A 22,583-nucleotide genomic window follows, 5' to 3' on the forward strand; every position below is an offset into this window, starting at 1 on the left:
TCTACAAAAAATTTTCAGAAAAGTGTAAAATATTGTCGTGAGCTTCTTTTTTAGAATGGAGATTTTAACATGAAAAATACGGAGTACTACAATAACAGAAGTCGGCGCATCTATATTTTCTTTATGGTCTCGCTCGTTACACTATTACTAGTAGGAATTACACTTTCTCCACTTACAATGGAGGATAATCCAATTGAACTAATTACCCAAATTATTTTAATGTTCATTGTCATTATTGCTGTTTTTTATTTTGTTAAAACGAATAGTACATTTTCAAAAGTATTATTTACCACATTAGCTTCGTTATATGTTTATATTAAGTTTTGGACATACCCAGATACATCAACAATGTACAGCTTTGTAGCTATTATCCCCATATTTACGATTTTCTTATATAATCGGATGGCATTTTATATTGGTTGGGTATTAAACATATTTATTGGTCCTACATTTGTCTTATTAATTTCATTAACTCATCTAAAAGAACGATATTCTTATATAGCATTAGATCCTGTTGGAAATATATTAGAGTTTTTAGCGATTCAATTCATTCTCCTATTCGTATTTTTACAAACTGAAACAAAGGTTATGGCCTTAGAGACATATCACAGTGAAATTCAACAAGCAAAACAATTGAATTCAATTGGTCAGTTAGCTGCAACGATTGCACACGAAATTCGTAATCCGATCACAGTAGTAAAAGGATTTGCACAGCTTTTTCAAAAAACAAAAACTATGTCTACTGACGAAAAATATTATGTTGATACAATGTTAAAAGAATTGGAATATGCTCAAATAATCATTAATGATTATTTATCATTAGCAAAACCTCAAACAGAAACTGTTCAAGCTGTTGAGATAAACAGAGAAATTTTAAATGTAACGGATTTGCTAGCTTCAATGGCCAATAGCCAAAGTATCGGTTTCGAATTAAACTTGAATGAAATTCTTTTTACAAAAATTAATCCAATCGAATTTAAACAGGTCCTTGTAAACTTGATGAAAAATGCAATTGAATCAATGCTTACCCCTGGTTTTATCACTGTAAACCTTGTTCAAGAAAATGATTATGCACTTATTGAAATAATTGATACTGGAATCGGAATGTCGCAAGAAACAATTGAAAGACTTGGTACTCCATTCTACTCATTAAAAGAAAGAGGAACTGGTATTGGAATGACTGTTTGTTTTAATGTCATTGAAAAATTCAAAGGGAAAATTAATGTACTAAGTAAAGTCAATGAAGGCACAACATTCCAAATTTATTTACCTATTTCAAAAGATGAAAACAAATAAAAAAGCTCACTTTATTAGTGAGCTTTTTCTCGCTGTTGAAATATTTGTTAAATAGTTACCAAATTTTCATAAAAGAAGTTGAGTGATGTTCATTTCCACTACAGGATTCTCGCTTTCCATGGGGCGAAACCTGAGCCTCCTCGGCAAGCCTGCGGGGTCTCAGCCTTTCCGCATTTCCCATAGGAGTCGAGCATCCTTCCGTTCCAATTAACTTATTCTTCCAAAAAAGTATTCATTAAAAAACTATTTGACTACTTAGAACAAATTATTAATCAGTTTGACCGACAAATTCAAAAAAAGCATCGTCTTTTAAGATTTGAATTCATGTTTCTAAAAAAACAGTATTTAACCGTTTAAACTTGATGAAATCAATAATTTTCACTTAATGACTTTTTTATTACCTTTATCAATTTCAACACTCGAAAAGAAAAAGCTCACTTTATCAGTGAGCTTTTTGCTGTGAAAAATTAAAAATCCTTTGCAACTTCTTTAGCTTTTTGAATCGCCTGTTCTTTAATTTCTTGAGCTCGATCAGGGAATTGGTTTTGTCCTTCTACAAAAATACCATTAAAATCAGTAATTCCTAAGAAGCTCATGATTGTTCCGATATAACGATGTCCCATTTCTAGACCCGCTGCTGGACCTTCTGAGTAAACCCCACCACGCGCTTGAATATGAAGTGCTTTTTTACCGCCTAATAAACCTTCTGGACCATTTGATGTATATTTAAATGTTTTCCCTGCAACGCAAATAGCATCAATATAATTTTTCATAATTGGAGGGAATAAAAAGTTCCATAAAGGCGTAACAAATACATATTTATCAGCCTCTGTAAATTGAGTTACGATTTCATTTAATCTACCTACTTTTGATTGTTCACCAGATGAAAGTGTATCAAAAGCTCCTCCCGATTGAAGTTTGCCCCAACCAGCAAACACCTCAGCATCAATATGAGGAATCGTTTCATTATAAAGGTCAATATGTACTACTTGATCACCAGGATGTGCCTCTTTATAACTTTCAATAAAAGCATCACCAACTGCCATACTATATGAAGTAGACTTATCATGTGGATGTGCAGTGATGTACAATAATGTTGCCATGTTTTTTCCACCTTTCATTACTTAATAACTTTGAAAAGCACTGTATTATCATTTGTTATTATTACTAAAACAATACAAAAAAAATTAAATAAAAAAACCTTTACTCGTGAATTTAAAGAGTAAAGGTTTTTAATCTAATTATTTAGCTTTAAATAGGCCAAATGGTTTTCCTACTGGTAAAAATTCTCTTCCGAAATGGGCGTTTAATACTGCTGCAGCTGAACCATAGAATGACATAATTGCAATACCTAATTCACTATAAGCCGCAAATGTATGAGTTGCTTCTTCCATAAATCCTAAAGTGCTTAATGATAATCCAATAAATAAACAATCAATTAATACAAAAATGATAAATAATACTTTATGTGTTTCCATTGCGCCAATCGTCATAAAAATTGAAAAGATTAAATATCCTACAAATGCAAAACCAAGTTGTTTAACATCAGCTGCTTTCATTAATGTTTCTCCAAAAACACCTAGTTGAATTAACCAAGTTGTTCCAACCGCTAACCAGAAGAACGCGTAACCACCGAATGCTGTTGCACCAAATACATTATTATGTTTGAAATCCTGGATACTCGCAAATAATTGTGCAAATGCTCCTAAAAAAATCGCCCAAGGTAATACTAATGAAACCCCATCAGTAATTCCTAACTTTTGTGTTGAAGCTACAAGTGTTACCATCGCTAAACCAAATAAACCAATTGCAGATGGATCCGCTGTAGTAATTTTAATTTGTTGTACGTCTTTCATTAATGTAAATCCTCCTAAACTTTTAAACAGACTAAATTATACTACTATAAAATTTAAAGGATTTATATAGAAATTTTTCAGGTTTTATAAAGAAAGCACTTTCTTTTAAAAAGAAAGCGCTTTTCCTTAAAAATTTATTTTTTATGTCGTTTTGCATACCCACATCTTTTACATAATTCTTCCACTGCACATCTTCTAGAGAATCCATCATAAATCGCTCTAGCACGTTCAGAATTTAAAATATCCTCTAATGAAGTCTCATAAATGTTACCTAAAGGAATTTTACCTTCACTATCTAAACAACATGGTACAACAGTTCCATCAACTAATACGCCAATTTGATCTCTTAAACCATAACAGAACACATTTTCATCAATGATGTCATTACCCATATCTGGCCATTGAAACTTTTCTGCCATGTTTAAGTAAATTTTATCACGAAGCTTAATATTATGAGTTTCTTGAAGTTTTTCACTTAAAGAAAAATCTAAGTTTAATTTTTCTTCTAATAACTTTAATATATCAATATTTAATGAATTACTTGCTTTTAACTCTTCACTGTCCATATTCCAAAGTCTAATTGCACAGATCATATCACTTTTTTTGTTCGCTTCATTAATGAAATTTGTAATATTTTCAACGTAATCATGCAAATCTTTGGTTAAATCATTCGCTTCAAAACTATGCAGTGAAAAATTGATTTGTCTCAATCCTTTTGATTCAATCAATAAATCTTTTACTTTATTTATTAACGTACCATTCGTTGTAATGTTAACCTTTAGACCATTTTCATGACTGATGTCTAAAAATCTTCCGAGTTTTGTGTTCAAAAATGGTTCACCCATCAAATGAAAATAAATATGATCTGTATAAGGTTTAACTGAACTTATAACATGTGTGAATGCTTTTTCGTCCAAAAATTTCAACGGTCTTTCCAATGTAGGACTAGGACAAAAATTACATTTTAAATTACATATATTTGTAATTTCTATATAAACTTTCTTGAATTTTCTCATTCTGCTCTCCTATTTTTCATTTTGTTTCTTTTTTAGATTGTTGCGTTTGGTTTATTTAACTAATTGACTAAAAGTTAAATTTTCTATCGTCACATATTTCGCTCTCAAAAACTTTGTATATTCTATCATACAATAATTTTTGGGAATTTAATATTTCTACGCATCATTCAATTTTTACCAACCGATCAGAATTGTAATCATTCTAAAACTTTCTTAAATTATTTAAATTTTATTACGCCATACAGTTTTAGGCGATTAATATTGCATGTCGTTATGTGGATTGGACAATTGATCATACGGCTTTTTACCGTAAAAAAAGAAATAGTCCCTATGCTATCTCTCCGCATGGGCTATTTCTTTGAAAAAGCTCTGTTAAAAATGTGTTGATTTCCGTTTCATGATGCTCAAATCAGGAACAAGGAAAGGCAGGATTCAAGGAGAAAGGAAAAGATATTAAAAGGTTTAGAACTTTTTCTAAGTAATTTTCTCCCTTATATTTCCCTTGCCCTTCCCTATTCTTTCTTGCACTTCCTGCTCTTCATCAACACGAACTTGCCTATATTTTTAACATTAATAGATTACTCAATTAAGTATTTCTAACTAATATACTAATTTCTTAAATGAAAATACTCATATATATTGATTATGACGGGGGCCAGTTGTTTTCATTTGATTAGTACACTAAATTTTAAAATACAAAAAATCTCTTTAAATTAAATTTAAACGATTCATTTACCACTAACTGTGAATGGTAAAATATTTCCAAAGGATATAAAATTCTTAGATTCTTCTTTTGCAATACCAGTTTTTACAGTAAAAAATAAAAATAGCGCAATCAATAAAGCAATCGTTTTTTTTAACATTTATGTATCCCCCGATAAATTGAGTATCTTTTAAAAAATGTCGATATTTACTACTAATAATAACGGACAAAATTTGACAATTTTAATCTAGTTTGGAAATCATTCTATCGACAAATATCTACATTTCCAAAGAAATTATCATCCAAATTTATACAAAATTAAAGTATTTTAAAATAAAATGTGTTGACAGTTATTTATTATCTGTAATATTATTTGTTCATCGCAAAACAAACTAGTTTGATTAAAAAACTGCAGTTATTATATAAAACTTAAAATTTCAATTTAAAAGCAATGATGAGAAATAGTAAAAGTATTAAGTTCTTAAACAGAGAGTTCCCGGTTGGTGCGAGGGGCATAAGACAATATTTTGAACACATCTCTGAGCTGAGCACCGAACCCTTTTGGTAGTAGACTGTTTCCGGTTTCCCTGCACCCGTTACCGTGCTAGAGTATAGCTTTAATGCTGCACTTGAAGAGGTTGGTATCGTGAGGTACTAATAAATAGAGGTGGAACCACGTGAGTAATACTCCCGTCCTCTAGCTATACTATATAGCTAGAGGACGGGAGTTTTTTGTTTTTCCAAAAAATAGTTTAAGGAGAGAGTAAAATGAATAAAAAATTAGTGTCAGCTATTATCATGTGTATGATTTCAATATTAATCGTTTCTGGTTGTGGAAAAGAAAAGAGAAAAGCAAATGAGGTAGTCGTTGGTTTAGACGATACTTTTGTACCAATGGGTTTTAAAGATGATAAAGGTAATGTGGTCGGTTTTGATATCGATTTAGCGAAAGAAGTATTTAAACGTGAGAATATGAAAGTTACATTCCAACCTATTGATTGGACAATGAAAGAAACTGAATTAGTATCTGGAAATATTGATGCGATTTGGAATGGATATTCGATTACAAATGATCGTAAGAAAAAAGTTAATTTCTCAAAACCTTATTTAAAAAATAGACAAGTTATTATCACACTAGCAAATTCATCTATAAAAACAAAACAAGATTTAAAAGGTAAAAATGTTGGTATTCAAGATGGATCAAGTTCATTAGATGCAGTTAATAAAGATCAAAAACTAGTTAAATCATTTAATGGTGGTAAACCTGTATTATACGAAAATAACAACCAAGCTTTAATGGATTTAGAATCAAAGCGAGTTGATGTAGTTGTCGCTGATGAGACATTAGCACGTTACTATATAAATAAAAGAGGTCAACAAAAATACAAAATTCTAGATGATAACTTCGGTGAAGAAGAGTATGGAATTGGTGTTAGAAAAGACGATAAAGCTTTAGTTGAAAAAATTAATAAACAAATTGATGCCATGAAAAAAGATGGAACTTACAACAAAATTTATAAAAAATGGTTTGGAACATTGAAATAAAAAGGAGAAATCAGTTATGGATCAGATTACATCATTATTACCTTCCATGCTTGATGGGTTAACTGTAACGCTAGAAGTTTTCTTAATCACTCTAGTGTTGTCTATCCCGCTTGGAATTGTTATCGCACTTGGTAGACTTTCAAATATTACTGCAATCAAATCGATTATAAGTTCCTATATTCTTTTAATGCGTGGAACACCTTTACTTTTACAGTTAATCTTTATCTTTTTCGGTTTACCATTAATCGGAATTGTATTTGACCGTTTTACTACCGTTATTATTGCATTTACCCTAAATTATGCAGCTTATTTTGGAGAAATATTTAGGGCCGGTATTCAATCTGTAGACAAAGGGCAATATGAGGCAGCAGAAGTTTTAGGATTAAGTCGTAGTCAAACATTTAAACGAATTATCCTACCACAAATGACTAAAAATGTTTTACCGCCTGTTGCAAACGAGGTTATCACACTTGTAAAAGATTCAGCATTGGTTTATGTAGTTGGTCTTGATGACATGCTTCGAGTAGCTAAAATTGCATCAAATACTAGTGCATCGTTACTCCCACTAGTTCTAGTTTGTATCATTTATCTATTGCTAACAGCGATCTTAACAAATCTATTTAAACGATTAGAAAATAGATTTTCATATTATAAATAAAGGAGAGACTTTTATGTTAAAAGTAAATAACTTAACAAAACAGTTTAATAAACAAACAGTATTAAACGAAGTCTCTTTTGAAGTTAATAAAGGAGAAATCGTTACACTATTAGGGCAGTCAGGTGCGGGAAAAACGACTATCTTACGTTGTATAAATGGTTTAGAAAAATTTGATGGTGGCTCAATCGAGATTGATGATCAAATCATCCAATCTCAAAAAGATCTAATAAAAGTAAGAAAAAAAATAGGGTTAGTATTTCAAAACTTTAATTTATTCCCTCACAAAACTGTACTGGAAAACATTATTGAAGCTCCAATACTTGTATTAGGTTTGAATAATGAGGATGCAACAAAAAGGGCAATTTTTTTACTAGAACAAGTTGGTTTAAGCGACAAAGCAAACGCCTATCCAAATGAATTATCAGGTGGCCAACAACAGCGTGTAGCGATCGCAAGAGCATGCGCACTTCAACCAAAGATTCTTTGTTTTGATGAACCAACTTCAGCACTTGATCCTGAACTTACAAATGGCATCGCTGAAATAATGAAAAATCTAGCAAAAGATGGAATGAGCATTTTAGTCATCACTCACGATATGGAATTTGCAAAAAATGTTTCAACACGTACACTTCTTGTTAAAGGAGGAAAAGTTTTAGAAAACGCATAAAGAATTTAAAAAATATGACTTTCTATATGATATAAGCCAGTGGTTTGTTGCTTTTCCTAATAAACTAATGATATCAATTTAATCTTATTTTAGGTGAATTTTGCTTTATATTAGCAAATTCACCTTTTCATTTGCAGTTTTACCTTTCATTTTGCAAACTCCCTAATTCAATGAAAAAACTTACTAATAAATGATAACCCCATAATAAATGCCACGATAAAACATAAAATAACAAGCCGTTTTTCTTGTTTATTTGAAGAGTGCATTAAACCTTCTCCTCTTATCGTTATTTTTTGCCTTGAACATATTCAGCATCAAATAAAAATAGCTTAAATAAGAACAAAAGCGATGGGACTAAAAGTAATAGACCTAAAACGAATACCGTTACTAGCATCGTACCTGAGGTTGGATTGGTATAGCCATTATAGATTGTAATATACGGATCTAATATATATGGAAGATGCGCTGCTCCGTAACCAAAAAATGCGAAAAAAAATTGGAGCATAACAAATAGAAAGGCCGTTCCATAATTTCGTTTTAGTAAAATCAACGTTGAGGCAATTAAAAAGCAGATTAAAGATAATAAAAACATCCACCAGTATTGATTAACAATGTTTTGATAAAACCTTAAATTATTATCTCTTAATCCTACAAATACTAGAAAGCTTGATAAAATCGTTGGAACTGTCCAAAATAAAGCATATTGTCTCAATATGGATAGTGCCCCTTCATCTTTCGCTTTACTTGCGTAAAACGTTAAAAAAGTCGCGCTAATATAGAGTACAGATATGATTGCAATAATTACAACACTCCATGAGTAGATACTCGTTAATAAATTTCCGGCTAAAAATCGAACGACTCCGCTCTTTTCAACTATGTAACCACCACCAGAAATTGTTAAAACCGTGCACAATGACGCGGGAATTAATAATCCTGTCGCACCATATAGAAATAGATAAACTTTATTTTCCTTTGAACCATAATTTGAAAAAGCATAAAATGATCCTCGAATTGCTAATAGTACCAATGATATACTTCCTGGAATTAATAAAGCAGTTCCATAATAATAAGCTACACTTGGAAAGAAACCTATTATTCCTACAAAGAAAAAAACAAAAAATACATTTGTAATTTCCCAAACAGGGGATAAATATCTACTAATTAAATTATTAATTAAGTGATCTTTTTTTGTAACTTTACCATAATAAGCAAAAAATCCTGCACCAAAGTCTATTGATGCAATAATGATATATCCATAAAGAAATATCCATAAAACAATAATCCCAAGCAACTCAATATTCAATGCTCACCCTCCTATCACCATAATGCTACGTATACAGAGTCTATTTTTTCAAACGATATTCCAGTTCATTCTCAGGCGGATTATGAATAAACATCTTTCGAATAACAATCGCACAAAAAACACCCAAGAACACATACAAAGCAAAGAACAACCAAAACATACTACCTAGCCCCTTAGCCGTAGTAGCCCCTTGTGAAACCTTCATATAACCTCTTAGTATCCAAGGCTGACGGCCAATTTCAGCGATCAACCAACCAAGTTCAATATTAATCAACGCTACTGGTCCAGTAAGCGCTAATCCCCGTAATAGCCATTTATTATGCATCCAATTTTTTTTCTTAATTGAAAATGCCACAAAAAGAAATGTCATCGAGATAATTAGTCCAACAAAGGTCATTTTAATATCAAATAAATAATGTATGATTAGAGGAGGAGTCTCATCTTTTGGGAATTCATTTAATCCAATTACTGGCGCATTAAAGTCTGAAAATGATAAAAAACTCAATAGTTTTGGAATTCGAATTTCATATTTTACCTCATGCGTTTTGTCATCCAATGTTCCAAATAATACAAAGTCTGCCCCTCTCTCCGTTTCAAAATGCCATTCGATTGCTGCAAGTTTTTCAGGTTGATATCTAGCAAGGAATTTAGCAGAAATGTCACCTGTAACCCCTGTTAAAACAGCGAATATTAATCCTAAAGTAGCAGTCAGTCGAAGTCCTTTTTTTGTATACTCAGTAATTTTCCCTCTTAACAGTTGAATCGCAGCGATTGAAGTTAAGATGAGTGCTGATGCTACATATGCAGTTACAATTACATGTAACGTCTTAGATGGAGCTGCTGGATTAAACATTGCCGCTATTGGATCAACCGTTTTAATTGTCCCATTTTCTAACGTAAAACCTTGAGGTGTATTCATAAAAGCATTCACAGTCGTAATGAAAAATGCCGATAAGGTTGATCCCAATATAACAGGAAAAATGATGAACCAATGATAGATCGGTTTTTTGAAGCGATCCCAAGTATATAAATATATCCCGAGAAAGATTGCTTCAAAAAAGAAAGCGAATGTCTCCATAAACAAAGGAAAACTAATAGCTTGACCAGCTATTCTCATAAAGCTCGGCCATAATAACGACAATTGCAAGCCAATACATGTTCCTGTTACTACACCAACAGCAACTGTAATTGTATACCCTCTTGCCCATCGCCTTGCCATAAGTGTATAGTGCGGGTCTTTTTTTAAAATACCTAAGCCCTCAGCAATTGCGATCATTAAGGGCATTCCTACACCAATCGTTGCAAAAATAATGTGAAATACTAGTGTCATACTTGTTAGTAATCTACTGAGTGTGACATTATCCAACTCCATCTGAAATCCCCCCTACAATGTAATATCATATTGTCCATTGAAATTAATTATTCTAATCAAATTGTATTAATCTTATTTATTATTAAATTTTTCATTCAAATTATTTACATTTTGCATCTATAAAAGTATGTTCCTATAACAATAAAGGTATACGATACATTAACTTAATAATTAGTTGATTTCTAAAAAAATTGTATAAAATATCAACATATTACATTAACATAGCCAAAAAAATAAGAAAAAGACCAATCTAAAAGATTTGGTCTCAGTATGTAGACAAAGTCCTATTTATCTGATTATCAGACTGATTGAAAACGCTTGTCTTTCGAGGCGCGAAGCCTGGCGAGGAGCGGAGTTACCATTAACGGTAATGAGCACCACAGACAGGCGAAGCAACGAAGAAAGCGAGCGTTTGTCAACAGTCTGAGACCAATCTAAAAAGATTTGGACTAGTGTAGATCCCTATGAATTTTTAAGACTAATTGAAATCACTTGTCTTTCGGGGGCGAAGCAACGAAGCAGCGATTGTTTTTTATACTACTAGTCGAGCTAAACGTTTCTTTTTCCAAAATAATTTATAATAAAAATAGTTTAACCCCAGTCCGACTATAAATGCTATAGGGTATCCAACCCAAATTCCTTTCATTCCTAAGGAAGTGTAATTTGATAATAAATATGCTACAGGTACTTCGATACACCAAATAACGAATATACTAATGAGCGTTGGCCATAGTACAGTCCCGCTAGAACGCATCGTTGAAGTTAAAATAAATGAATGACCCAATATTAAATAACCCCATACTGTAATCATTAATAAGCCGTTTGCAATTGTCATCGTGCTATGACTTGTTAAAAATAAATTTAAAAGCGGTTTTGAAAAAAGATAAGTTAATAAGATAAATAAGCCACTTAACGCATAGTTGAGGAATAATCCTATTTTTACGACTTGATTTAATCTCTCAAACTGATTTGCCCCGATTGATTGAGCTGCAAATATAGACACCGCAATACCGATACAAATTGAAGGCATTTGAACATAACTAACTATTTGATTTACAACACCATAAGAAGCTGTAGCCTCAGACCCATATTGATTAACAAAAGTAATAACAGCTATTTCAGATATTGAAAGAAACACCATATTTATACTTGTTGGAATTCCTAACTCTAAAAGTAACTTTAATAGGTCAGTATCTATTCGTAGATATTTCCTTATCGAAGAATTAAGACGTAGAGGATGTTTCGTTTTATATAAGTAAATAAAAAGCGCGATACATGTCAAAATTGTTGAGATAGAAGAGGCATAAGCCGCTCCATATATTCCTAGCTTCGGAATTCCGAACCACCCAAATACGAATAGTGGTAAAAGAGAAACATTTAAAACGGTACTAATTATAAGGAAATAAAACGGCGTCTTGGAATCTCCAATACCTCTCATAAGAGTCGTATATACCATATAAATAAACATCACTGGAATAGACCAGAATAAAACAGTCGCATATTTAACACTGACTGGAAGAATATTCTCAGGAGTTCCTATTAATCTCAACAGATCTTCAATAAAAATATTTCCGAAAATAGCGAGTGCTATCGAAAGTATAAAAGTAAACGAAAGAGTAGTTCCTACGATTGCTTTTAGTCTTTCATCAAGCTTTGCGCCAAACGCCTGACCGATTAAAATTGAACTTCCCGAACCAATACCAATGATAAATGAAACCAAAAAGAAAAATAGTGGAAAGAAAGCTGAAATTGCAGCTAAAGCATTTTCTCCAAGCCATTTACCTACGATGATCATGCTAAAGACTTGACCAATGGACTGAAGTACATTGCTTAATAGCAGAGGAATTAAAAACATAGTCATTGGACGGATTAAAGTAAGTTTCTCTTTCTTATTTTCTAAAGGACTTTTTTCTTCTTGAACATCTGATGTAATCATACTTTCTCATCTCTACTATTCATTGAATGATATCCTCGTTCACCAAATGGTTGCATTTTTTCCATCCATTTTTCCTCAAGTTTCTTTAAATCTCCCTTTATACCTAATGGACTAATCTCCTCATCTTTCAAAATTTCTAACACCTCGAAAAGAAATGCATCTTTTCCGTATGTGTTCCATTCTTCTTGAAGACTTTTATTTGTACAAGCACCCATTTCTAACTCAAATTTCTTACCATTTAATGTTTTTAAATTTTTTGTACTTCCTATAAACACTTTTTCATTCTTCGTGTTCTTAATCTGATAAATACCCGCTTCGATTTTTGCCTCTTTATATTGCATTTTTAATTCTTTTTTTCGATCCATTTTTATCAACCTTTCTTTTACTAAACTTTTAACCAATAAGTACTTCCGTCTGGTTTTCGATCAATAAATCCATATTCAATTAAATATCTTCTTAAAACGACATAATCATGGTAAACAGTTGTTAATACTTCATTTATCTCTTTCTCTGTATATTTCTTGTTTGGTGTAAATCGTTTAACAATTTCTCTTAAAACAACAAGCTTCTGTTTCTCTTTTAACGGAAACTTCTTCATTGGACCATCTGTACCTTCCGGAAAATACTTCAACAAACTTTTTTCTTTCTCTTCTTCTGTAATGTTATAGCGATCATCGACTAATTTTGCTGTTTTATGGAGAGGCAAAAACGTTGGTGCATGTTGATCCTTTTCCTTTAAAAGTTCCATCATTACAAGAAATAATTTAGCTTGTCGCTCTTTTTCTTTTAAAACAAAACGATGATTCCTAATTGTTGAAGTGCTCCCAATTCCAGTTTCCTTCTGAATTTCCGCATCACTCTTGCCTTGATAAAAAAGGCGCAAAAGATGATTTTGATGCTCAGTAAGGCCTGTTAATTTTTTATCTAGTTGAATTAAATAGTCAAAAACTGAATGATGATTTTTTTCGATATGAATCTTCATAAATTTTTCAGCTTCATATAAATTACCTGAGTCTTGATAAATCATTCCTTTTTCAATTTTTTCACTACACAATAAACATACATAATGATCCTTCTCTTCAGAATAACCTTGTTTCAATTCATATATTTCAGCATCCCAAAATGCGTCTACATTTCCCATTTTACAAACACTTCCTTTAAATGTTTATATTTAAACAAACAATATATAACTTTGTTTATAAATATATAAACATATTATGTTAATGTTTACATATTGTCAATTTCTAAACAACTTAATTAATGGATTAATACTTCGTTTCAGAATGCTCGCTTTTCGTGGGGCATGAACTGAGCCTCCTTGGCAAGCCTGCGGTACCCTTCCCGCTACTCCCACAGGAGTCTCGCACCTTCCACTTCAATCAAAGTCTTTTAAATACTTTTTGCAACATTAAAAGATATTCCCCCCAAAAAAGTAACCTTTTCAGGATTTGAAAGTGTTACCACTTAGAAAAAAATAAAAATTAGCATAAAAAAGAGCAATTCATAATGAATTGCTCTTTTTAGCGACAATATTTATTATACCATTTTTATCCACGGGAAATTTATCTAATTTGCTATATGAAATTTCGTTTTAGAAATTCTGAACCTGCTAAATTATTGTTTTGATTATTATGCATAGCAGTTCCTAGATGATGTTAGATATGCGTATTCTATTAATCTAATCTGTACCAATATTAAGAAAGTTTTTTAGATTTGTAGGTTTTTTTTAAAACTAAAGGAGGTCAATAATGAAGAATAAATTATTAAAAAAAAGTTTACCAATATTTATCTCGGCTATAATGGTAGGAACAATAATCCCTACACTTGCACAAGCAGAAACTGTAATGAATCCTGAAAAACAAAGTATAAAAAATATAGCTTATGATCTCTCTGTTGAAACTGTAAATTTACATTTGCATTTTCTACCCTAATTTTTAGTCTAGCAAACTGGAAAAATAAAAAATTAGCAAGATTTCTAATCACTGCTAGTGTATTTTTAACAGTATCGACTTCAATTTTAATTCACTATATATCTTAAAACGTTAATGTATAATAGGCTATTTACCGGCATAATAAGTACCCTATAGAATAAACACTTAAAAAAGGTCTACCCTATAGGGTACTTTTGTTTATAATTTAAAAGAACGATATCGGAATTTTTTATGAGCAATAAAACATTTATCGATTAAGGAACTAACCTACTTTCCACAACCTTATGTACAATCAAACCAGTTTGATTAAAAAGAATTACTGACACTGATATTTAATGTTCATTAAATAGGGCACATTTTATAAATTGGATGACTTACTATTATTAAACTCTTGATAATAATTTTTCTAAATCATTCACTGGTATTGGTTTACTGTAGAAATATCCTTGTCCAATATTACATTGATTTTGCTTTAAAAATTCCACCTGTTCTTTTTTCTCAATGCCTTCTGCAATTACATTGAAGTTTAAGTTATGCCCCATGTCGATTATTGTTTTTACCATTTCGCCTTTAGTTGAATGGTTTATTATATCGTCTACAAAAGATTTATCGATTTTAATACTGTCGATTGGTAAATGCTTTAGATAACTTAATGATGAATACCCTGTTCCAAAATCATCTATTGAAATTTTCAGACCAATTTTCTTTAGCTGATTAAGGACATTTGTAGACTTTTCAATATCTTGCATAATACTTTCTGTAATTTCTAAATCCAATAAGTTTGGTTTTAAACCTACTTCGTCTAGTATTCTAGTAACTGACTCTATAAATTCCTCATCTTGAATTTGTCGAACTGAAATATTAACTGCAATTGGAATTGGCTTAAAGCCTTCTTCTTGCCACTTTTTATTTTGCAAACAGGCTTCCTTGAGAATCCATTTACCAATTGGTACGATTAGTCCGGTTTCTTCTGCTAATGGAATAAAATCTGCTGGCGAGATCATCCCCTTCTCCGGATGATGCCAACGCAGTAATGCCTCAACACCAATTATTTCATTTGTTTCTAAATCTATTTGAGGCTGGTAATTAATCTTTAATTCATCCTTTTCAAGCGCTCTTCTTAACCATTTTTCAATATCCATTTTTTGAGTTGCAAGTTCAGCGAGTTTTGATGAATAAAATTGATAGTTATTTTTACCTCGTTCTTTTGCTAAATACATTGCAGTATCAGCATTTTTAATTAACGTTTCTTCATCTTCTCCATCAGCTGGATACATACTTATTCCAATACTTGGTGTGACAAAAAACTCTAGATGATCAACATCAAAAGGTGTCGCAAATTCTCTCAAAATACTTTTGGCTACTTCAATTACTTTTTCAGTATCTTTATTTTCTAGTAAGATGATAAATTCATCTCCGCCCTGTCTAGAAACCATACCCTTATTATTAATTGCAGATTCAATTCTTTTTGCAACAGATTGGAGTAGTTGATCGCCGACTGTATGACCTTTTGTATCATTAATAATCTTAAAGCGATCTAAATCCAAAAATAATATAGCATGTTTTTGATTAGTCGATTGACTTAATACTTCATTTAAATGCTTTCTAAACTTATTACGATTTGGAAGCCCTGTGAGAACATCATAATAAGCCATATGTTGAATCGTATGTTCAGCTCTCTTACGGTCCGAAATATCTCGTCCGACAATTTGTGTTGCGGCCCTTCCTTCATAAAATATTGGCATCGTCGTCATTTCTACTTCAATGCTCTCACCATTTAAACGGTTCGCTTGAAACTCAAATCTCATCATAGATTTTGAATCGTCAAGGTCTAGTTCATTATCCTTAATTTCTCTTAAAATATTTGGATGAATTAATTTTGAAGGAGGCTTCCCTATTAAATCTTTTTGATTTGATGCACCGAAAAGCTTACATCCAGCCTCATTTATATAATCAATTCGCCCCCTACTATAAACTGCTATAATGTCTGGTGACATTTCAACAAGTGTACGATAACGATCTTCACTCTCTTTTCGATTCGTAATGTCAAAGAGTACACTACAGAAATCGATTAAACTTCCTCTTTCATCTACTGTAGGAATTCCCCTATCTTGTATCCATCTAACCTCTCCGTCACTACGGATAATACGATAAATACTTGTTACAGTTTTTCCTAATGAAAGAATACGTTCTCGTTCTTCTAATACTTTTAGGTCTTCTGGATGGATAACCTTCTTCCATAAAGTAGAATCTTGATAAAACTTCTCTAGTGAATATCCATATAAGTTTTCGATACCTGGTGTTATTAGCAATGTATTTGTTTTTAAATCATGTGACCAAATTGCAACATCCAGTGTGTCGAAAATATGATCTAATCGTTGACGATCTTTTCGAAGTTCATTTGAATTTTTATTTGAGAATTTAAGTAATAAAATAACTATAAGTAAAATAACCAAGGTGAAGGTTGTATTGACTAAAGCAAGTGCTAGACGGTTATGTAGAAATAAGAAGGTAGCAACTAATTCAATTAAAATTGCCATTACAATTAAAGTTAGACTTCTAGAATTTAACATGTCAGTCTTATTATTCATTTATTTCTCCTAATTAAGATAATCCCCTATTATAATCCAATTTTTGACACTTTTCTTTAACATATCAAAAAAAAATATTTATCACAATAAGATTATTTTGATTATTCATTAAGCTAGCAATATTACAAATAATTTTTATAGTATTCTATCTATTAAACTAATGGCTTAGTATGGATCTTTCCTCTAAAAAAAGTGTAGTCCATTCTATGCTATTTTATTAACGATTTGTATTTCATTAGGACTATTTTCAAATCTCCAATTGACAATTCCCTACAGAACTTTACAATTAAAATTAGAAGATTATAGTGTTTTCGACATATTCTAATAGATTGAAATTCCGTGTTCTCGATGGAGAAATTCTCCATCTATAGTCTTGTAAAATCTATTTTATATTTTAAGAATAATAGAAATGAAAAGCATGACAAAAGATATATCATCTAAGTCTAGTTTCATATGTTCTTTCAAATAAATCGAAAATCAGTAATTTCTATAAAAGATAGGAGGCAATCATGTCAATTTACCCTGGAAAACTTATTGAGCTTTTATCGATTGATCGAAAATTAGGAAAATCTTTTTTACATATTAAACTACTATTTAAACAAGAAATTGAACTTCTTTGGGAAATTGACAACAACACAGCCAACCTCATGGAATCAATGATTGCTTTTGAGGAATCCTATAAGTATAGACTTTCTTTAAATAGTTCTTGGGATGCGGCTAAGAATCAATATACTAGTTTTATAACCAAAACGGGTAAGGATTATAGTGAGCGAATCTATTTTCCTTGTTCAGAGGAATATCACCTTAGATTGCATTCTATTAAAAACATGAAAGACCTTAATATATTAATTGATTTACCTTATATATCAACCACACGTTCAAAATCACATAAAGTAAAAGATACCACAAATCGCTATAAACTGATTGGCTGGGTCACAGTTGCCGCGATTAGCATTCTCTCTACTATTATCGTAGCCTACAAAAGTCACACTTGTACTACCGAATCTCTATTTTGTGGAAAAAAACCTGCAAAAGCTGAGAGTATAGCCAAAGCACAAAAATTAAAAATGAAAGAACAAGAAATAAAAAATCAGCACAAAAAAGCACAAAAGAAAAACAATATTCAAAATGTATCTAATCCTCTTGTAAAAACAAATGATCCTGATCTTAAAAATGCAAATAAACAAACACAAATCAAGAAGCCTGAGCCTGTCCAGCCTGTCCAGCCTGTCCAGCCTGTCCAGCAACCTATTTATCCGACTGTTAAGTTAAACAATGTTATCAATTACAGTATTCCAGAAGGTAGTGTAGCCCTTACATTTGATGATGGTCCTTCAAAATATTCAAAGGAAATAGTAGATTTATTAAAAAATTATAAAGCTGGGGGAACATTTTTCTATATTGGACAAAATGTTCAAAGATACCCCGATTATGTTAAGTATGCATACTCGAATGGTTTCTCAGTAGGTAGTCATTCAATGCATCACAAAGATTTCACAAAGCTTTCTTATCAAAATCAAGAAAATGATATGGTCCAAACAAGTCATTTGATCTCAAATATCACTAAAAATAACACAGTCCTATTTAGACCTCCATACGGAGCAAAAAACAATGCGACGATTGAAATAGTGAAAAAACATAATTTTAAAATGGTCCTATGGAATAAAGATACTGAGGATTGGAAAAACCGTAATACAAATGACATCATTCATTACGTTAAAAGCTATGCTGAGTCTGGTAGTATCATCCTGCTTCATGAATCAAAGCCTTCTTTAGACGCTTTACCTGAAATTATTGAATATCTTAAATCAAAAAACCTAAAAATTGTAAACTTAGATTAAAAAAATAGTCACTTTAAAAAGTGACTATTTTTTTATTTTTCTATATTACCGTTATTTTATCCTTCAATTTTAAAATCAAACGTTTGTTTAGTAATTGCATTTTATTCGAATCCTTCAAAATAATTAGACACGATCCTTTAACCTTCCCTAAACTCCATAATTATTTAAATTTTTATTTTTTTAATGAATTGTCTTTATCCTGTTTACGAATGAATGCACCATCGTTATACTACTAACTTAGGCCCAAAAAAAGGCAAATTTTTTATCATAAAAATAAAAAAAATGTTTTTTATTTTTTTAAAAACTTTTTCAAACCGGTATGCGTCTTTATTATGTATACCTTCTTAGATACGTATCTCAAAAAAGGAGCTCTTTAAATGAAGGGGAAATCTCACTTAGAAAAGGAACTTGTAGACTTTATTATAAATAATAAAGATGATTTTTATAGATTAGCTTTTAGCTACGTGAAAAATCCGGATGATGCGGTAGATATTTTACAAGAAAGTCCAAATACAATTAAAACCCGTTTATATAAAGCTTTAGAAATACTCCGGATTAAAATGAAATGAACTTATTTTTTAGGAGGCCAATTAGTTGGATAAAAAATTAGAAAAATTAAGATCGGACTATAAGAATGTACCTATCCCGGATAATCTGGATATTATTGTTAAAAAAGCAATTAAACGTTCAACGCAAAAAAAATTCCCTTTTAAATCAATAACAGGTCTTGCAACTGCTGCACTATTTGTCCTTTCGATAAATACTAGTTCAACATTCGCGAAAACATTATCAAATGTTCCAGTATTAAAAAATGTTGTTAATGTCCTTACTTTTACTGAATATACTGTAGATGAACCAACTTATAAGGCAAAGTTAAAAGTCCCCGCTGTTTCAAATTTAAAAGATAAAGAATTAGAGCAAAGTTTGAACAAAAAATACTTAGAGGAAAATCAAAAGCTATATAGTCAATTCAAAAAAGAAATAGAATCAGTCAAAAAGGGATCTGGTGCCCACTTAGGCATTGATAGCGGATATGTTGTTAAATCAGATAATGAAGACATTTTATCTATTGAAAGATATGTTGTTAATACTGCTGCCTCTTCCTCAACGACAATGAAATTTGACACGATTGATAAAAAGAAAGAAATCTTACTCTCATTACCGATTCTTTTTAAAGATAAATCATATGTCAAAATTATAAGTGAAAATATTAAAGAACAAATGCAAGATCAGATGAAGAAAGATGAAGGAAAAATTTATTGGATACCTGAAGCTAAACTAGATTATTCAATTGATCCTTTCGTAAGTATTAAAGAAAATCAAAATTTCTATATAAATAAAGATCATAAATTAGTTATATCATTTGATAAGTACGAAGTTGCTCCTGGTTATATGGGTGTTGTGGAATTTGTTATCCCAACGGAAATCCTTTCAAACATTTTAGTAGGGCATCATTATATAAAATAATTTAAAAGAGCCTATCTCACTAATGAGATTTGGCTCTCTTTTGAGCGAAGACAATAAGCCTATAGATAATGAAAACTCGCTGATTGGCAAGCCTTTAGGCGAAGACAGAGGCTTAGTTGCACTTATACTTAATTCCTAAAATTGGAAACTACGTCCAGTTTTCTACACCGCTGCCAATTTATACTTTCTTAATGTATAAAGAAATGGCTAATATAAATAACATGTTAGGGGAAGGGGTAATTGATAATGAACTTTACGGTTCAAAAGAAATTAGTTTTTAAAAGCGCAAATTACTTTGAAAGAGAAATCGTTTACGAAGTGTTTAAACGAAGAGGCTACTATAATGTCTAATACAAAGTCTCGTTATATGGCTGGATTAGACGGACTTAGAGCTTTAGCAGTACTATCAGTCATTGCATATCATTTAAACTTTTCGTGGGCATCAGGTGGATTCCTAGGTGTAACTGTATTTTTTGTATTATCGGGTTATTTGATTACTGACCTCTTAGTTGCTGAGTGGAGTATCAATAAAAAAATAGACTTAAAAAGTTTTTGGATTCGTCGTGCAAAAAGACTGTTACCTGGAATGTTTACTCTATTATTATTTATTATTGCATTTGTTTCATTGTTTGATTCTTCATTACTCGGAAATTTAAAGCAAGACTCAAAGGCAGCCCTTTTTTATTACAGTAATTGGTGGTATATATTTCATCACCTTTCATATTTTGAGTCATTTGGTACTCCTTCATTATTAAATCACTTTTGGTCACTAGCAGTTGAAGAACAATTTTATATTCTATGGCCGATCCTAATCTTATTAGGCTTACGCTTTATTAAAAATAAAGATCGACTCGTCTTGTTTACATTAATTGGCGCAATCGTTTCTGCACTATTAATGGCAGTTATATATGAGCCAGGAAGTGATCCTAGTAGGGTTTATTATGGTACAGATACAAGGGCTTTCTCTTTATTAATAGGAGCAGCACTTGCGTTAGTATGGCCTAGCCGAAAACTTTCAAATAATGTTACAAAATCTGGGAAGATTACAATAGATGCTATTGGAATTATCGGAATGCTTACTTTCCTGTTCATGGTTGGAAAAACGAATCAATACGATAGTTTTCTATACCGAGGCGGAATGTTCCTATTATCAATTTCCACAGCTATGTTAATCGCTGCTCTTGCTCACCCTGTAAGTAAGATTGGTAGATTCCTAGCTATGAAGCCATTGAAATGGGTTGGATTACGTTCTTACGGTATTTACTTATGGCATTATCCTGTGATTGTTTTACTTTCCCCTAAAGTAAACACTGGTGACATTTCAATTTTTAGAGTAATTCTTCAACTTACTTTAATATTTGGGCTTGCTGCACTTTCATATCATTATATTGAAAATCCTATTCGAAAAGGAAAGTTAGAGACAATTTGGAAGAATTTACTTGCAGGTAAAATTAAATTCAAAGATTTATGTTTCAAACATATCGCTATACTTAGTACGTTTATTTTAATAACTGCGGTAGCAAGCTTTGGATTAGCTGCTCTTCCTGGAGCTAAAGGAGCAAAGGCTAGTTCGGAAATAGAATCTATTAACACTGTTTCAAAGCAATCTTCTGAAACTGTTACGAATGAAACGAATAAACCTTCATCCTCTAATGATAATCATGAAGAACATGTATCTAAACCAAATCAACAAAATCATAATGATCAATCAGCTAATCAAAATGAAAAGCCAAATGTAAATAATCCAAATAAAGAACCTGAACAAAGCAAAAATGGTCAATCTACAAATACAAATGATCCGAACAGTAATAATACTCAACCCCCAAAAAACAATGAGAAACCAGTTGTAAACAATACACCTGCCCATTCCAACAAGAGTATATTTATTATCGGAGACTCTGTTGTTATTAACTCAATACCATATCTTAAACAGAAATATTCATCTTTGAATGTAGATGCTAAAATCGGTAGACAGTTTTCTGAAGCTACTAAGATTATTCAGCAGGCTAAAAGAACAAATTCACTTGGAGATTTTGTGATCATTGAGCTTGGTACAAACGGCGCATTTACAAAAAAACAGATGAGCCAATTAATTGAATTAATAGGAAAGCAGAAAAAAATCATTTTTGTAAACACACGTGTACCAAGACCTTGGGAGTCCGTGGTTAATAAAACCTTAAATGAAGTTTCAAGCAGTTATTCGAATACGAAGGTCGTTGACTGGCATAAAGCGAGTGCGAATCATAATTCATATTTTTCAGCAGATGGTGTTCATTTAAAACCTGATGGTGCAAAAGTATTTGCTTCTCTACTAATAAATGCAATCGAAGCGTGGAAATAGGAATTTACTCGCCGATTGGTGAGCCTTTAGGTGAAAACAGGGTTTAGTTGCACTTATACT

General features: G+C 31.4%; 20 protein-coding genes and 1 other annotated feature. Of the genes, 10 read left to right on the plus strand and 10 right to left on the minus strand.

All coding sequences use genetic code 11. The annotated features are described in order from the left end of the window. Positions 1-69: 69 nt before the first annotated feature. Complete coding sequence (locus B7R67_RS03390) at positions 70-1,296, plus strand: sensor histidine kinase (protein ID WP_088067536.1); 1,227 nt, start codon at positions 70-72, stop codon at positions 1,294-1,296. Between the two features lie 467 nt (positions 1,297-1,763). On the opposite strand, the gene B7R67_RS03395 is transcribed toward B7R67_RS03390, so the two are convergent. The 4 genes from B7R67_RS03395 to B7R67_RS22625 form a co-directional block, all read right to left on the minus strand. After that, positions 1,764-2,399: an FMN-dependent NADH-azoreductase gene (locus B7R67_RS03395; RefSeq protein ID WP_088067538.1), complete on the minus strand. Its 636-nt coding sequence runs from the start codon at positions 2,397-2,399 to the stop codon at positions 1,764-1,766. A 138-nt stretch (positions 2,400-2,537) separates the two neighbouring features. After that, entirely contained in the window at positions 2,538-3,152 is a 615-nt protein-coding gene (locus B7R67_RS03400) for an acetate uptake transporter (protein WP_088067540.1), read from the minus strand. 134 nt (positions 3,153-3,286) lie between these two features. Beyond that, complete coding sequence (locus B7R67_RS03405; RefSeq protein ID WP_088067542.1) at positions 3,287-4,168, minus strand: radical SAM/SPASM domain-containing protein; 882 nt, start codon at positions 4,166-4,168, stop codon at positions 3,287-3,289. Between the two features lie 728 nt (positions 4,169-4,896). Beyond that, complete coding sequence (locus B7R67_RS22625; protein WP_268875985.1) at positions 4,897-5,031, minus strand: hypothetical protein; 135 nt, start codon at positions 5,029-5,031, stop codon at positions 4,897-4,899. A gap of 282 nt (positions 5,032-5,313) precedes the next feature. Next, positions 5,314-5,572: a binding site (T-box leader), on the plus strand. A 67-nt stretch (positions 5,573-5,639) separates the two neighbouring features. On the opposite strand from B7R67_RS22625, the gene B7R67_RS03410 reads away from it, so the two are divergent. The 3 genes from B7R67_RS03410 to B7R67_RS03420 are packed head-to-tail and all read left to right on the plus strand — an operon-like array spanning position 5,640 to position 7,741. Beyond that, complete coding sequence (locus B7R67_RS03410) at positions 5,640-6,416, plus strand: amino acid ABC transporter substrate-binding protein (protein WP_088067545.1); 777 nt, start codon at positions 5,640-5,642, stop codon at positions 6,414-6,416. Between the two features lie 16 nt (positions 6,417-6,432). Continuing rightward, positions 6,433-7,074 carry an amino acid ABC transporter permease gene (locus tag B7R67_RS03415; protein ID WP_088067547.1) on the plus strand — a complete coding sequence of 214 codons (642 nt, stop codon included), beginning with the start codon at positions 6,433-6,435 and terminating at the stop codon, positions 7,072-7,074. 13 nt (positions 7,075-7,087) lie between these two features. After that, positions 7,088-7,741: an amino acid ABC transporter ATP-binding protein gene (locus B7R67_RS03420; RefSeq protein ID WP_088067549.1), complete on the plus strand. Its 654-nt coding sequence runs from the start codon at positions 7,088-7,090 to the stop codon at positions 7,739-7,741. Between the two features lie 286 nt (positions 7,742-8,027). Here the strand turns inward: B7R67_RS03420 and B7R67_RS03425 are convergent, their stop codons facing one another. From B7R67_RS03425 to B7R67_RS03445, 5 genes are all read right to left on the minus strand, one after another. Next, positions 8,028-9,044, minus strand: coding sequence for a cytochrome d ubiquinol oxidase subunit II (locus B7R67_RS03425; RefSeq protein WP_088067551.1), 1,017 nt, complete (start codon positions 9,042-9,044; stop codon positions 8,028-8,030). A 40-nt stretch (positions 9,045-9,084) separates the two neighbouring features. Continuing rightward, on the minus strand, positions 9,085-10,416 hold the full coding sequence (locus tag B7R67_RS03430) for a cytochrome ubiquinol oxidase subunit I (protein ID WP_088067553.1): 1,332 nt from the start codon (positions 10,414-10,416) through the stop codon (positions 9,085-9,087). A 532-nt stretch (positions 10,417-10,948) separates the two neighbouring features. Beyond that, positions 10,949-12,352, minus strand: a complete 1,404-nt coding sequence (locus B7R67_RS03435; RefSeq protein ID WP_208615625.1) for an MATE family efflux transporter — start codon at positions 12,350-12,352, stop codon at positions 10,949-10,951. Then, the gene (locus B7R67_RS03440; protein ID WP_088067641.1) at positions 12,349-12,717 is read right to left on the minus strand and encodes a GIY-YIG nuclease family protein; all 369 of its coding nucleotides are present in this window, start codon (positions 12,715-12,717) and stop codon (positions 12,349-12,351) included. The genes B7R67_RS03435 and B7R67_RS03440 overlap by 4 nt, the downstream gene beginning before the upstream one ends. Before the next feature lie 20 nt (positions 12,718-12,737). Next, positions 12,738-13,493 (minus strand): DUF2087 domain-containing protein, encoded by a 756-nt coding sequence (locus B7R67_RS03445; protein WP_088067555.1) that lies wholly within the window; start codon positions 13,491-13,493, stop codon positions 12,738-12,740. A gap of 607 nt (positions 13,494-14,100) precedes the next feature. Between B7R67_RS03445 and B7R67_RS03450 the strand changes: the two genes are divergently transcribed. Continuing rightward, positions 14,101-14,283 (plus strand): hypothetical protein, encoded by a 183-nt coding sequence (locus B7R67_RS03450; protein ID WP_088067557.1) that lies wholly within the window; start codon positions 14,101-14,103, stop codon positions 14,281-14,283. 383 nt (positions 14,284-14,666) lie between these two features. On the opposite strand, the gene B7R67_RS03455 is transcribed toward B7R67_RS03450, so the two are convergent. Then, on the minus strand, positions 14,667-16,874 hold the full coding sequence (locus B7R67_RS03455; protein WP_235822075.1) for a sensor domain-containing protein: 2,208 nt from the start codon (positions 16,872-16,874) through the stop codon (positions 14,667-14,669). A 509-nt stretch (positions 16,875-17,383) separates the two neighbouring features. On the opposite strand from B7R67_RS03455, the gene B7R67_RS03460 reads away from it, so the two are divergent. The 5 genes from B7R67_RS03460 (at position 17,384) to B7R67_RS03475 (ending at position 22,523) form a co-directional block, all read left to right on the plus strand. After that, a complete protein-coding gene (locus B7R67_RS03460) occupies positions 17,384-18,715 on the plus strand; it encodes a polysaccharide deacetylase family protein (RefSeq protein WP_088067559.1) in 1,332 nt (443 codons plus the stop codon). A gap of 377 nt (positions 18,716-19,092) precedes the next feature. Further along, positions 19,093-19,284: a hypothetical protein gene (locus B7R67_RS03465; protein ID WP_088067560.1), complete on the plus strand. Its 192-nt coding sequence runs from the start codon at positions 19,093-19,095 to the stop codon at positions 19,282-19,284. 25 nt (positions 19,285-19,309) lie between these two features. Next, entirely contained in the window at positions 19,310-20,182 is an 873-nt protein-coding gene (locus B7R67_RS03470; protein ID WP_088067561.1) for an RsiV family protein, read from the plus strand. Between the two features lie 116 nt (positions 20,183-20,298). Continuing rightward, entirely contained in the window at positions 20,299-20,463 is a 165-nt protein-coding gene (locus B7R67_RS22020) for a hypothetical protein (RefSeq protein WP_158095011.1), read from the plus strand. A 62-nt stretch (positions 20,464-20,525) separates the two neighbouring features. Next, a complete protein-coding gene (locus tag B7R67_RS03475) occupies positions 20,526-22,523 on the plus strand; it encodes an acyltransferase family protein (protein ID WP_088067562.1) in 1,998 nt (665 codons plus the stop codon). Positions 22,524-22,583: the final 60 nt, after the last annotated feature.

It is taken from the genome of Gottfriedia luciferensis (assembly GCF_002156865.1).
Taxonomy (GTDB): domain Bacteria; phylum Bacillota; class Bacilli; order Bacillales; family Bacillaceae_G; genus Gottfriedia; species Gottfriedia luciferensis.

Bases quoted from the DNA above. Each gene is read 5' to 3' on its own strand.
- B7R67_RS03390 (WP_088067536.1), top strand. From the start codon at position 70: ATGAAAAATACGGAGTACTACAATAACAGAAGTCGGCGCATCTATATT.
- B7R67_RS03395 (WP_088067538.1), bottom strand. From the start codon at position 2,399: ATGGCAACATTATTGTACATCACTGCACATCCACATGATAAGTCTACT.
- B7R67_RS03400 (WP_088067540.1), bottom strand. From the start codon at position 3,152: ATGAAAGACGTACAACAAATTAAAATTACTACAGCGGATCCATCTGCA.
- B7R67_RS03405 (WP_088067542.1), bottom strand. From the start codon at position 4,168: ATGAGAAAATTCAAGAAAGTTTATATAGAAATTACAAATATATGTAAT.
- B7R67_RS22625 (WP_268875985.1), bottom strand. From the start codon at position 5,031: ATGTTAAAAAAAACGATTGCTTTATTGATTGCGCTATTTTTATTTTTT.
- B7R67_RS03410 (WP_088067545.1), top strand. From the start codon at position 5,640: ATGAATAAAAAATTAGTGTCAGCTATTATCATGTGTATGATTTCAATA.
- B7R67_RS03415 (WP_088067547.1), top strand. From the start codon at position 6,433: ATGGATCAGATTACATCATTATTACCTTCCATGCTTGATGGGTTAACT.
- B7R67_RS03420 (WP_088067549.1), top strand. From the start codon at position 7,088: ATGTTAAAAGTAAATAACTTAACAAAACAGTTTAATAAACAAACAGTA.
- B7R67_RS03430 (WP_088067553.1), bottom strand. From the start codon at position 10,416: ATGGAGTTGGATAATGTCACACTCAGTAGATTACTAACAAGTATGACA.
- B7R67_RS03435 (WP_208615625.1), bottom strand. From the start codon at position 12,352: ATGATTACATCAGATGTTCAAGAAGAAAAAAGTCCTTTAGAAAATAAG.
- B7R67_RS03440 (WP_088067641.1), bottom strand. From the start codon at position 12,717: ATGGATCGAAAAAAAGAATTAAAAATGCAATATAAAGAGGCAAAAATC.
- B7R67_RS03445 (WP_088067555.1), bottom strand. From the start codon at position 13,493: ATGGGAAATGTAGACGCATTTTGGGATGCTGAAATATATGAATTGAAA.
- B7R67_RS03450 (WP_088067557.1), top strand. From the start codon at position 14,101: ATGAAGAATAAATTATTAAAAAAAAGTTTACCAATATTTATCTCGGCT.
- B7R67_RS03455 (WP_235822075.1), bottom strand. From the start codon at position 16,874: ATGAATAATAAGACTGACATGTTAAATTCTAGAAGTCTAACTTTAATT.
- B7R67_RS03460 (WP_088067559.1), top strand. From the start codon at position 17,384: ATGTCAATTTACCCTGGAAAACTTATTGAGCTTTTATCGATTGATCGA.
- B7R67_RS03465 (WP_088067560.1), top strand. From the start codon at position 19,093: ATGAAGGGGAAATCTCACTTAGAAAAGGAACTTGTAGACTTTATTATA.
- B7R67_RS03475 (WP_088067562.1), top strand. From the start codon at position 20,526: ATGTCTAATACAAAGTCTCGTTATATGGCTGGATTAGACGGACTTAGA.